The organism is Mesorhizobium sp. M1322, from assembly GCF_040318085.1.
Lineage (GTDB): Bacteria > Pseudomonadota > Alphaproteobacteria > Rhizobiales > Rhizobiaceae > Mesorhizobium.
The window spans coordinates 16,267-28,004 of record NZ_JAMYLP010000078.1 but is presented as its reverse complement, the minus strand read 5'-3'; the positions used below and the strand labels follow the sequence as shown (position 1 = coordinate 28,004).

The following is an 11,738-nucleotide window of genomic DNA, read 5'->3' as shown; positions in this document are numbered from 1 at the left end:
GCCGAGCATGGTGCAGAGATCGGTGGCGCCGACCTCGGAAACGAGCGCACGGAACTCCCGGCCCTCGCTTCCATTCGAAAGCTGGAACACGACACCCGTATCAGCGTCCGCCGGCAGGAAATGAACGGTAACGGAATTGCCGCTGTGAACGCCGGTGCCGGTCAGCGTCGCACGCGATTTAAGTGTCGTTTGATAGTCGTGCAATACAAACCCCATAGCCCAAACCGCCTACGTCCGCTTCATTAGCCCAAGGGCGCGGCTCTTTGATCGGCAGGCAGGGCCACTTCCCCGAATCCCAGCAAACCGAATTGATCGCGGCGAAGATAGTGGTCCAGCAGGAAGTCTCCAAATCACGGTTTCTTACTCTCTGTAACCGCCATCCGAAGCGGATACGGTCTCGTAACTCCCTGTTTTACAAGCGCTTTTAACATTAACAGGCAAACAATTTCTTGTCTGCCTGTTAACTGTTACGGACCGTTAACAGGTCAGTTGGCCTGGCGGCGCAGGAATGCCGGAATCTCCAGCTGATCGTCTTCCTGGACAGCCCTGCTCTGCGGCGTCAGCCGGCCCTGGTCGTCCAACTGGCCGCGGCGTGGCGCGTAAAGCTGCGGATCCTGGCTGGCAAGGCGGCGCACTTCGGGTGCCGCCTGGCGCAGTTTCGGCTCGCGCGGCTGCGCCGGCTGCAGTCGTGCGGGCTCTTCTTCGCGGCGGGTAAGGCCGTTCGTCAGGCGCTTGAGCAGTCCCATCGGTCCGCTGTTCTCGTGGTCGGCCGGACGGCTTTTGGCTTCCACCTCGGCTTTAACCACCGGCGGAAAGTCCTCGACGCGCGGCATGCGCTGGGGCGCTGCGGCTGCCGGCTGAAGCACTTCACGCTGCGGGGCAGGCTGCATCACCTGCTGAACCATTGGCTGTACCATCGGCTGCGGCTGGGCCGGCGGCGCCTGGAAGATCTTGCTTTGCGGACGGAAATCTTCCGCATGGGCAGCCGGCGCGGGACGCGCCATCGCCGCGGCATTCGCCTCGGCGAGATGGATCGCCTCTGCTACAGGATCGACGGCGCGTGGCTCGTAGCCCGCCTGCTGGACAGGCGCCGGACGGTTTTCCGTGACCGGAGCGGCCGGGCGGCTGACCGGCTTTGGCGGAGCCGTGCGGATGGCGATCGGCGCGGCGGCGATTTCGGCCGCCGATTTGTCGATGCCGGTGGCGACCACCGAGACGCGAATGACGCCTTCGAGGTCCTCGTCGAACGTCGCACCCAGAATGATGTTGGCCTCCTGGTCGACCTCCTCGCGAATGCGGGTCGCCGCCTCATCGACTTCGAACAGGGTCAGGTCGCGGCCGCCTGTGATCGAGATCAACAGGCCCTTGGCGCCCTTCATCGAGGTCTCGTCGAGCAGCGGGTTGGCGATCGCGGCTTCGGCGGCGGCCATGGCGCGGCCCTCGCCGGAAGCTTCGCCGGTCCCCATCATCGCCTTGCCCATCTCGCGCATGACCGAGCGGACGTCGGCGAAGTCGAGGTTAATCAGCCCTTCCTTGACCATCAGGTCGGTGATGCAGGCCACGCCGGAATAGAGCACCTGGTCGGCCATGGCGAAAGCGTCGGCGAAGGTCGTCTTGTCATTGGCCAGCCGGAACAGGTTCTGGTTGGGGATGACGATGAGGGTATCGACGCATTTCTGCAATTCCTCGATGCCCAGATCCGCCGTCTTCATGCGGCGCTGCCCCTCGAAATGGAACGGCTTGGTGACGACGCCGACGGTGAGGATCCCCTTCTCACGCGCAGCACGTGCAACAACCGGCGCCGCCCCCGTGCCGGTGCCGCCGCCCATGCCGGCAGTGACGAAGCACATATGGGTGTTGGAGAGATGATCGACGATCTCGTCGATGCATTCCTCCGCCGCCGCGCGCCCGACTTCCGGCTGCGATCCCGCACCCAGGCCCTCGGTGACATGCGCGCCGAGCTGGATCAGGCGGTCCGACTTGGACATGGTCAGCGCCTGCGCGTCGGTATTGGCGACCACGAACTCGACGCCGCGCAAGCCAGCGGTGATCATATTGTTGACGGCATTGCCGCCGCCACCGCCAACACCGAACACGGTGATGCGCGGCTTCAGCTCGGTGATGTCCGGCTTTTGCAGATTGATGGTCATTGTCTCCGTCCTTTGCCTTTCCCGCCGCTTCGCCGCTGCGGCCGCCTATGGGGCTGTCCCCGTCAATTTTAAAAACTGTCTCTCAACCACTGACTCATTCGATGCAGTTTTCCGCCTGTTCCAGTCATCCTGAGACCGGAAATTCCTTTCGCCGGATGGCTCTCGAAATTCGCCATCTGCGGATAGATCAGAAGCCCGACCGGCGTCGAGAAAGCCGGCCCCTTGGCCGCCTCGGGCAGGCCCGCTACACCGAGCGGGCGGCCGATGCGCACATTGCGTCCGAGAATGCGGCGCGCCGCCTCGGGCAGGCCGGAAAGCTGGCTGGCACCGCCAGTCAGCACGACGCGCTTGCCGACGGCGTTGCCGTAGCCGGACCTGTTCAGCCGGTCGCGCAACAGTTCGAGCGTCTCGTCGATGCGCGCCCGGATGATGCGCGTCATCACCGAACGCGGTATCTGCAGCGGCACCTCGCCATCCTCGCCGATCGGCTGTATCGAGACCAGGTCGCGATCGTCGGCACTGCCGGGCAGCGCCGAGCCATGCATCACTTTCAGCCTCTCGGCGGCGTCGAGCGAGGTCGACAGGCCCTTGGCCATATCGAGTGTGACGTGATTGCCGCCGATGGCGATGGCGTCGCCATGAACGAACTTGCCTTCCGAAAACACCGAGATCGTCGTGGTGCCGCCGCCCATGTCGATGCAGGCCGCGCCCATTTCGAGTTCGTCGTCGACGAGTGCGGCAAGCCCACTGGCATAGGGCGTCGCCACCATGCGCTCGACCGAGAGGTGCGAACGGTTGATGCAAAGCTCCAGATTGCGCAACGGTGCCGCATCACCCGTCAGCACGTGCATGTCGACGCCGAGCTGGTCGCCAACCATGCCGCGCGGGTCACGCACGCCGCGCTCGGCGTCCAGTGAAAAGCCGACGGGAAGCGAATGGATCACCTCGCGCTCGGCCCGCAGCGCCTGCTTGGCGCCGGCGGCAAGCACGCGTTTGATATCAGCCTCGTCGGCCTCATGGCCACCGAGGTTGATGGTTGCCGAGAAGCTTTCGCTCTTCAGCCGGCCGGCCGTCATGTTGACGATCAGCGAATCGACGGTCAGGCCGGCCATGCGCTCGGCGGCATCGACGGCAAGGCGGATGGCGTGCTCGGCCCTGTCGAGATCGATAACGACACCCGATTTCACGCCTTGCGATTTCTGGTGGCCGATGCCGATCACCTGGATGCGATGCGAGCGCCCGCGCAGCAGCATGCCGTCCTCGCGCGGCTTGAGCTTGGCCACCACGCAGCAGACCTTGCTCGAGCCGACATCCAGCACCGTCATGATGCCGGACCGGCGCGACGAGGCATCGCTGTTGCCGCCAAGCCAGCTCATATCTTCGTCTCCGGCTTGCGCTTCGGTATTTTCGGCTTTTCATTGAGCGCGGCCTGACGCTGCGTCGCCGCCTCGGGCGTCAACTGGACGACGAGGCGATCGGAAAGGCGCATGTCGACGGCGGCGATATCGCGCGTCAGCAGCCCGTTCTCTTGGTCCATCCTGGCCAGATCGGCGATCGCCTGGTCCTCGCCATCCTCGGGAAGCTTGATCGTGATGCCGTTTTCCAGCTTCAGGTCCCAGCGCCGTTCGCCGATGCGGATATAGCCTTTGATGCGTGCGGCAAGCTCTGGGTATTTCTTGATCCTGGCCAGGAAATCCGGCGCCTTGGCCGGCGCGCCGGTGCCGACAATCAGCGGCAGCAGCGACTGCTTGCCGCCGGAGAATGGCGCGATCACGGCGCCGGACCGCTCGATGAGGGAAAGCTCGCTGCCCTGCTGCCAGAGCGCAAAAGGCTCACGCTCCTCGATGCGCACCTCCAGCGTGTGCGGATAGACCTTGCGCACCGCGGCAACCTCGACCCAGGGCAGCGTGGCGATGCGGCTCCGCGCGGCTTCGGCATCGAAGCCGATCAGCGACGTCCAGCCATCGAGCTGCATCCTGTCGAGAATGTCGATCTCAGAAGTTGCGCGGTTGCCGACGACCTTGATCTGGTCGACGGCAAAGCCGGTGCGGGCGGTGATGCCCTGGACGATACCGTCGACATGTCCGCCGAGATAGGCGCCATAGGCACTGCCCGATACGAGCAGCGCCGCCGACAGCATGGCTGCGGAAAACGGCGGCACCTCGAAATCGTCCTCGCCCAGGCGCGCCAGCACGCGCGCCGGCCGGCGAAGCAGACGCGGCAGCACGAAGTGGTCGAACGACAACGACACACCGAACAGCGTCGGCCCGGCTGCGCCCTTCCCCTTGCCCTGTCCCCACTTCAACGCAGACACGAAGCGTCCTCCACCATCCAACTCAACAAATCGCCGAACGAGTGTCCCGCCTGCGCGGCGATTTCAGGCACCAAGGATGTCGGCGTCATGCCCGGCTGAGTGTTGATCTCGAGCCAGACAACTTCGCCGTTCTCGGAGTGTCGATCATCATAACGGAAGTCCGACCGGGAAACGCCCCGGCAGCCGATAGCTTGGTGAGCCTTGAGCGTCAGTGTCTGTATTTTTTGGTAAATATTCGGTGAAATTTTTGCAGGGCATTCGTGTTTTGATCCGCCCGCAACGTATTTTGAATCATAGTCGTAGAAGGAATGGCCGGTCGGGATGATCTCGCAGACGCCGAGCGCCACATCGCCCATCACCGCGCAGGTCAACTCCCGCCCGTGTATATAGCGCTCCACCATGACGGTATCGCCATACTTCCAGTCCGACGAACCGATGACCTGCGGCGGATGCGACTGCCCTTCGTGCACGATGACGACGCCGAAGCTCGACCCCTCGTTGACCGGCTTGACGACATAGGGCGGCTTCATCGGGTGCTTGTTCTGGATGGCGAAGCGATTGACCACCTTCGATTCGGCAACCGGGATGCCGACGGACTTGGCGATCTTCTTGGCTTGCTCCTTGTTCATGGCAAGCGCCGAGCCGAGCACGCCGGAATGGGTGTATGGGATGGCAAGGTATTCGAGGATGCCCTGGATGGTGCCGTCCTCGCCGAAAGGGCCGTGCAGCGCGTTAAAGACAACATCAGGCTTGAGCTCGGCGAGCACAGAACCAACATCGCGCGAGACGTCGACGCGAGTGACCTGGTAGCCTTCCTCCTCGAGCGCATCAGCACAGGCTTTCCCCGAAGACAAAGACACGGGCCGCTCGGACGAGAATCCACCCAGAAGGACGGCCACGTGCTTGCTTTTCATCTCCCGTCATTCCCTCTCACGGCGGGCCCTCTCACGGCGGGTCTGCACCTCACATGCCCCGGAAAGGGCCGTACACTCAAACGCTCGGAGCAGTCCCTGCTCCCATGATTTCCGCAGCATCGAGTCCCCGGATCTCCCGGCAGGCTGCCCCCTGACGGAAAAACGCTGGTGACGCGTCGAAACGACTCAAATCAGGAAACGCTTCAGGGCAGAGAATCAGAGAGTTGAATCGCTGGCAAGTCATTACGATTCCGAGAGATTCACTTTCCGCAAAAACGGCAGCGAAAACTGTGTTGTGAGTCTTTATAGCAACTGTCCGAGGAATTCCTGGACCTCGTGCCCCGGCCGGAAATTGCCGATGCGCTTAATTTCCCAATGCAGCCGGATGCCCGACCTTTCGAGCACGCGCGCGCGCACCGTCTCGCCGAGATATTCGAGGTCGTAGCCGGTCGCGGTTCCCGTGTTGATCATGAAGTTGCAATGCATCGGCGACATCTGAGCGCCGCCGATCATCAGCCCCCGACAACCAGCCCTGTCGATCTCCTTCCAGGCCGAGGTGCCCTCCGGATTCTTGAAGGTCGAGCCGCCGGTCTTTTCCCGGATCGGCTGCACGGTCTCGCGATGATGCTGGACGGCGTCCATCGCCGCCTGGATTGCGGCCTTGTCTGCCAAAACCCCTTCGAACACAGCCGATGTGAAGATCAGCCCGGCAGGTGCTGCCGAATGGCGATAGGCGTAGCCCATATCGGCGTTGCTCAGCGTATGCACATTGCCCTTGCGGTCGAGCGCCCGCACCTCGACGACGCGCTCGCGCGTCTCGACGCCACTGGCGCCGGCGTTCATCCGCAGCGCACCACCGATGGCACCCGGAATGCCGTGGTAAAATTCAAAGCCGCCTATACCAGCCTGATAGGCGACAGCGGCAAGGCGCTTGTCGGGCGTGGCGGCGCCCGCCTTGATTGTGGTCGGCGCAATCACTTCGGCCTCGCCAAAGCCCTTGGCCGAAAGCCGGATGACGAAACCCGCAATACCGCCGTCGCGGACAAGCAGGTTCGAGCCGATGCCGACGACGGTCAGCGGTATCTCCTCGGGCACCGCTCTCAGGAACGCGGCGAGATCGTCCTCGTCGGCCGGCTGGAACAGCGCGTCGGCCAGTCCGCCGGCGCGAAACCAGGTGATCTTGTCCATCTCGGCATTGGGCGTGATGCGGCCGCGCAGGCCGGCAAGCCGGCCGCCAAGCTTGTCGATCAATGCCTGGCCGCGCGTCATGAGGCGGTACCGCCGAGTTCCCTGGGCAGCGCGTAAGCCCATTGCGTGATGTTGCCGGCGCCGAGGAAGACGATGAAATCGCCTGGTTTCGCCAGATCGCGGATAACCGGCGCAATCGCCGCGGGGCCTTCGATGTAGCGCGCGTCGCGATGGCCGCCGGAGCGGATGCGCGACACCAATGCCTCGGACGTTACCCCGTCGATCGGCTCTTCGCCTGCCGCATAGACCGGCGCCACCATCACCGTGTCGGCATCGTTGAAGCAGACGGAAAACTCGTCGAACAGATCATGCAGTCGGGTGAAGCGGTGCGGCTGGGCAATGGCGATGACGCGGCCCTTGGTGGCGTCGCGCGCCGCCCTCAGCACCGCCGCGATCTCGACCGGATGGTGGCCGTAATCGTCGAATATATCGACGCCGTTCCACGAACCGGTACGGGTAAAGCGCCGCTTGACGCCGGCGAAGGACGACAGGCCCTTCCTGATCGCCTCGGCCGAAAGGCCGAGCTCATGCGCGACGGCGATCGCCGCCGTGGCATTGGAGACATTGTGACGGCCGGGCATCGGCAGGCGCAGGCCTGATATGGTCGACTGGCCGCGCGTCTTGCGGTCGCGGATTACCACGTCGAATTCCGAGATTGGGCCGTCCATGCGGTGATTGGTGAAACGCACGTCGGCCTGCGCGTTCTCGCCATAGGTGATGACGCGCCGGTCCTCGATGCGGCTGACCAGCGCCTGCACCTCCGGATGGTCGGTGCACATGACGCCGAAGCCATAGAATGGCACGTTCTCGACAAACTGGCGAAAGGCCTCGCGCACCTTGTCGAACGAACCGTAATGGTCGAGATGCTCCGGATCTATGTTGGTGACGACCGCGATCTCGGCCGGCAGCTTCAGGAAGGTGCCGTCGCTCTCATCGGCTTCGACCACCATCCATTCGCCGTCGCCCATGCGGGCGTTGGTGCCGTAGGCATTGATGATGCCGCCATTGATCACGGTCGGATCGAGCCCGCCGGCTTCGAGCAGCGTCGCCACCATCGAGGTCGTCGTCGTCTTGCCATGCGTGCCGCCGATGGCCACCGCCTGCCGGAAGCGCATCAGTTCGGCCAGCATCTCGGCGCGACGGACGATGGGAAGCAGTTTCTCGCGCGCCGCCTTCAGCTCCGGATTGGATTTCTTGATCGCCGTCGAGACGACAACCACCTCGGCATCGCCGATATTGTCGGCATGATGACCGACAAAGCACTCGATGCCCTTGTCGCGCAGCCGTTGCACATTGGCGCTGTCGGCCTGGTCGGACCCTTGCACCTTGTAGCCGAGATTGTGCAGCACCTCGGCTATGCCGCTCATGCCGATGCCGCCGATGCCGATGAAATGCACGAGGCCGATCGTCTGCGGCATCTTCATGCGTGCGTCTCCTTCCTGAATTCCGATACGCTTTTCTTCGACGCAATAGCCTCTGTCAGATCGGCGAGCAACCGTGCCGCGTCCGGTTTTCCGGCCGATTTCGCCGCCGCTGCCATTGTGGTCAGCCGCTTCGTATCGTCCATCAACGCGCCGATGAGCGCAGCGATGCGCTCGGACGATAGCGTGGATTGCGGATGAACTTCGGCGCCGCCTGCCGCGGCCAATGCCGCGGCATTGGCCGCCTGGTCGTGGTCGAGCGCGTGCGGATAGGGCACCAGCAGGGCCGGCCGACCGACCACCGCGATTTCCGATACGGTCGATGCGCCGGACCGCGACATCACCAGATGCGCCGCAGCCATGCGCGCCGCCATGTCGGTGAAGAAGGGCGATACCTCAGCCTGCACGCCAAGGGCGGCATAGGCCGCCTTCACCCGCTCGACGTCGTCGGCGCGGGCCTGCTGCGTGATCAACAGGCGCTTGCGTTGTGCGTCGGAAAGCTGTGTTACCGCCGCTGGCATTGCGTCGGAAAAGAACTGTGCGCCCTGGCTGCCGCCGAACACCAGGAACCGGAACGGCTGGTTCCCAATCGACGCCGCATAGGGCGTCTTTGCCGCCTCAAGCACTTGCGGCCTGACCGGGTTGCCCGTCGTCACCGTCTTGGCGCCGGCAGCGCTTGAATCTTCCGGCAAGAACCCGCCAGCGATGGCATCGACGCGGCCGGCGAGCGCCCGGTTGGCGCGCCCCATCACCGCGTTCTGCTCGTGGATCATCGTCGGCACTTTGCGCCGCGTCGCCGCATAGAGCGGCGGCAGCGTCGGATAGCCGCCGAAACCGACCACGCCGGCTGGCTTGATCCGGCCGATCACGGCGGATGCCTGCCGCACGCCACCCCAGATTTTCCAGAAGGCGGCGAGCACGGCGAAGGGATTTTTCGAGCCGATGGTCGCCGACTGGATCGGATGGATGCCTGCGGCCGGAAACTGGCCGGCAAAACGTTCGGCACGAGCATCGGTGGCGAGATGCACCGTCCAGCCGCGCCTGATCAGCTCGTGCGCCAGCGCCTCGGCCGGGAAGAGGTGCCCGCCCGTGCCGCCGGCCGCGAGAAGGATCGCGCCCTTCGACATTTCACTCCGCCGGCATGGCGCGCTGCGATGGTGCGAAGCCCAACTGCTTGCGCTTTTCGGGCCGCTTGCGGGTCAGCGCCAGCACCATGCCCATCGAGATTGCGATGGCGATCTGCGAGGAGCCACCATAGGAGATGAACGGCAAGGTCATGCCCTTCGCCGGCATCAGCTGCAGATTGACGGCCATGTTGATGACCGATTGCAGACCGAAAACCGTGACCAGGCCGCCAACTGCATAGCGTGTGAAATCGTCCTGCTCCTTGAGCGCGGTGCTGAGGCCGCGCAGCACGATGAAGGCGAAGATGGTCATGATGAAGAAGCACATGATCAGTCCGAACTCCTCGCCGGCCACCGAGAAGACGAAATCGGCATGGCTGTCGGGTATGACCCGCTTGACGGTGCCCTCGCCCGGTCCGACGCCGAACCAGCCGCCATTGATCAGCGCATCGCGGCCCATGTCGACCTGGAACGTATCGCCCTCGCCGGTCATGAAGCGATCGATGCGGCCGGCGACATGCGGGAACACCGTATAGGCGGCGAACACGCCGCCGATGCCGGCAGCACCCAGCGCGATGATCCACAGCCATGGCAGCCCGGCCATGAAGAACATCACCCCCCAGGTGCCGAGCACCAGCATTGTCTGGCCGAAATCAGGCTGCGCCACCAGCAGCGAAATGACGAGGGCCAGAAGCAGCATGGCGAACAGATTGCCTGGAATATCGGGCTGGCGCTTGTGTTCGGCAAACAGCCAGGCGCAGATGACGACGAAGGCCGGCTTCAGGAATTCCGACGGCTGGATCGACACGCCGGCGAGCGACACCCAGCGCCGCGCGCCCTTCACCTCGACGCCGATGTAGAGCACCGCCACCATCAGCACCAGCATGATGCACAGCATCGCCAGGGCCATGCGTCTGATCTGCCGCGATTCCAGGAAGGAGACGGCCAGCATCACGCCAAGTGCGGGAATGGTGAAGATGATCTGCCGTGTGGCGAAGTGGAAACTGTCCAGGCCGATGCGCTGGGCCACCGCCGGGCTTGCCGCGAAAGACAGTACGATGCCGAGTCCCATCAGCGACAGGAACGCAGCCAGGAACCAGCGATCGACCGTCCACCACCAGGTGGCGACCGGGCTTTTGTCGAGACGGCTTTGCATTATCGTGCCCCTCCGATGAGCTTCACGCCATCAATAGTGCTCGCAGCTTGCCTGAAGGCTTCGCCGCGCAGTTCGAAATTCTTGAACTGGTCGAAACTGGCGCAGGCCGGCGAAAGCAGCACCACCACCTCGCCGTTGTCATCATCCCTGGCCGCGTCGCTTGCGGCATGCTCGACTGCTGCGGCCAGCGTACCGGAGATCTCGTATGGTACCGCCTCGCCGAGCGTCGCCGAGAAGACTGGTGCGGCCTCACCGATCAGATAGGCCTTGGCGATGCGCGGAAAGAGGCCGCGCAACGGCTCGATGCCACCCTCTTTCGGCAAACCGCCGGCGATCCAGTAGATGCGCGGAAAGCTGGACAGCGCGGGCGCTGCCGCATCGGCGTTGGTCGCCTTGGAATCGTTGATGAACAGCACATGGCCCTTGCGGCCGACCTGCTCCATACGGTGCGCCAGCCCGGGAAAGCTCTCCAGCCCTGACTGGATCTCGCCCAGCTCGAGCCCGACCTTGAGGCAGGCGGCGATAGCGGCCAACGCATTCTGCGCATTGTGCTGGCCGCGCAGCGAGCCGATGCCTTCGAGAAAGGCAACGCGGCTGTAACGGCCATGCTCCGCCTCCATCAGATTGGTGCCGTCGGCAAAATAGCCGTCGGTCAGCGGCAGGCGCTTGGAAATGCGGATGACATGCCGGCCTGCCCGTTCCAGCCGGTCGGCGAGCTGGGCGCACCAGGAATCGTCGACACCGACGATTGCCGTCTCGCTGCCGGCCGCCAGCCGCTCCTTGATCGCGGCGTAGTGCTGCATCGTGCCATGACGGTCGAGATGATCGGGCGTCAGATTGAGCAGGACGCCGGCGGTCGGATTGATCGAGGGCGCCAAGTCTATCTGGTAGGACGAGCATTCCACGACATAGTGCCGCCCCGGCCCCAGCGGATCGAGCGTCATCACCGCGCGGCCGATATTGCCGCCCATCTGCGTGTCGCGTCCGGCCGATTTCAGGATGTGCGCCGTCAGCGCCGTGGTCGTCGATTTGCCGTTCGTGCCAGTGATGGCGATGAAGGGTGCTGCCGGCGCCAGCAAGGTGCGCTGCCGGCAGAACAGCTCGATGTCGCCAATGATCTCGACGCCTGAAGCGCGTGCCAGCTCCACTGTCCAGTGCGGCTTCGGATGCGTCAGCGGCACGCCGGGCGACAGCACGAAGGCCGAGAACTTCGCCCAGTCGGCGCCGCGCAGGTCGCCGGTCGCGATACCGACGGCCGCGGCATTGGCGACACTGCCGGGGTTGTCGTCCCAGGCGAGCACGTCCGCCCCGCCCTCGATCAACGCGCGCGCAGTGGCGATCCCCGAGCCGCCGAGCCCGAAGAGCGAAACGCGCTTGCCTGCGAAAGATGCGGCGGGGATCAAGCGACCTC

10 protein-coding genes are annotated in these 11,738 nt (G+C 64.2%); all 10 read right to left on the bottom strand.

Annotated features, from left to right (window positions below; genetic code table 11):
- On the bottom strand, window positions 1-216 hold a 216-nt coding region (locus NKH12_RS23455; RefSeq protein WP_352955323.1), incomplete at its 3' end, for a UDP-3-O-acyl-N-acetylglucosamine deacetylase.
- A 269-nt stretch (window positions 217-485) separates the two neighbouring features.
- Window positions 486-2,150 carry a cell division protein FtsZ gene (gene ftsZ, locus NKH12_RS23450; protein WP_352955322.1) on the bottom strand — a complete coding sequence of 555 codons (1,665 nt, stop codon included), beginning with the start codon at window positions 2,148-2,150 and terminating at the stop codon, window positions 486-488.
- A gap of 68 nt (window positions 2,151-2,218) precedes the next feature.
- On the bottom strand, window positions 2,219-3,526 hold the full coding sequence (gene ftsA, locus NKH12_RS23445) for a cell division protein FtsA (RefSeq protein WP_065010306.1): 1,308 nt from the start codon (window positions 3,524-3,526) through the stop codon (window positions 2,219-2,221).
- Window positions 3,523-4,464: a cell division protein FtsQ/DivIB gene (locus NKH12_RS23440; RefSeq protein ID WP_352955321.1), complete on the bottom strand. Its 942-nt coding sequence runs from the start codon at window positions 4,462-4,464 to the stop codon at window positions 3,523-3,525. Before NKH12_RS23440 ends, ftsA begins: the two co-directional genes overlap by 4 nt.
- The gene (locus NKH12_RS23435; RefSeq protein WP_352955320.1) at window positions 4,452-5,378 is read right to left on the bottom strand and encodes a D-alanine--D-alanine ligase; all 927 of its coding nucleotides are present in this window, start codon (window positions 5,376-5,378) and stop codon (window positions 4,452-4,454) included. Before NKH12_RS23435 ends, NKH12_RS23440 begins: the two co-directional genes overlap by 13 nt.
- 303 nt (window positions 5,379-5,681) lie before the next feature.
- Window positions 5,682-6,647, bottom strand: coding sequence for a UDP-N-acetylmuramate dehydrogenase (gene murB / locus NKH12_RS23430; RefSeq protein WP_352955319.1), 966 nt, complete (start codon window positions 6,645-6,647; stop codon window positions 5,682-5,684).
- Entirely contained in the window at window positions 6,644-8,050 is a 1,407-nt protein-coding gene (gene murC, locus NKH12_RS23425; protein ID WP_352955318.1) for a UDP-N-acetylmuramate--L-alanine ligase, read from the bottom strand. The genes murB and murC overlap by 4 nt, the downstream gene beginning before the upstream one ends.
- Window positions 8,047-9,174 carry an undecaprenyldiphospho-muramoylpentapeptide beta-N-acetylglucosaminyltransferase gene (gene murG, locus NKH12_RS23420; RefSeq protein ID WP_352955317.1) on the bottom strand — a complete coding sequence of 376 codons (1,128 nt, stop codon included), beginning with the start codon at window positions 9,172-9,174 and terminating at the stop codon, window positions 8,047-8,049. Before murG ends, murC begins: the two co-directional genes overlap by 4 nt.
- 1 nt (window position 9,175) lies before the next feature.
- The gene (ftsW, locus tag NKH12_RS23415) at window positions 9,176-10,327 is read right to left on the bottom strand and encodes a putative lipid II flippase FtsW (RefSeq protein ID WP_352955316.1); all 1,152 of its coding nucleotides are present in this window, start codon (window positions 10,325-10,327) and stop codon (window positions 9,176-9,178) included.
- Window positions 10,327-11,730 carry a UDP-N-acetylmuramoyl-L-alanine--D-glutamate ligase gene (murD, locus tag NKH12_RS23410; RefSeq protein WP_352955315.1) on the bottom strand — a complete coding sequence of 468 codons (1,404 nt, stop codon included), beginning with the start codon at window positions 11,728-11,730 and terminating at the stop codon, window positions 10,327-10,329. Before murD ends, ftsW begins: the two co-directional genes overlap by 1 nt.
- Between the last annotated feature and the right edge of the window lie 8 nt (window positions 11,731-11,738).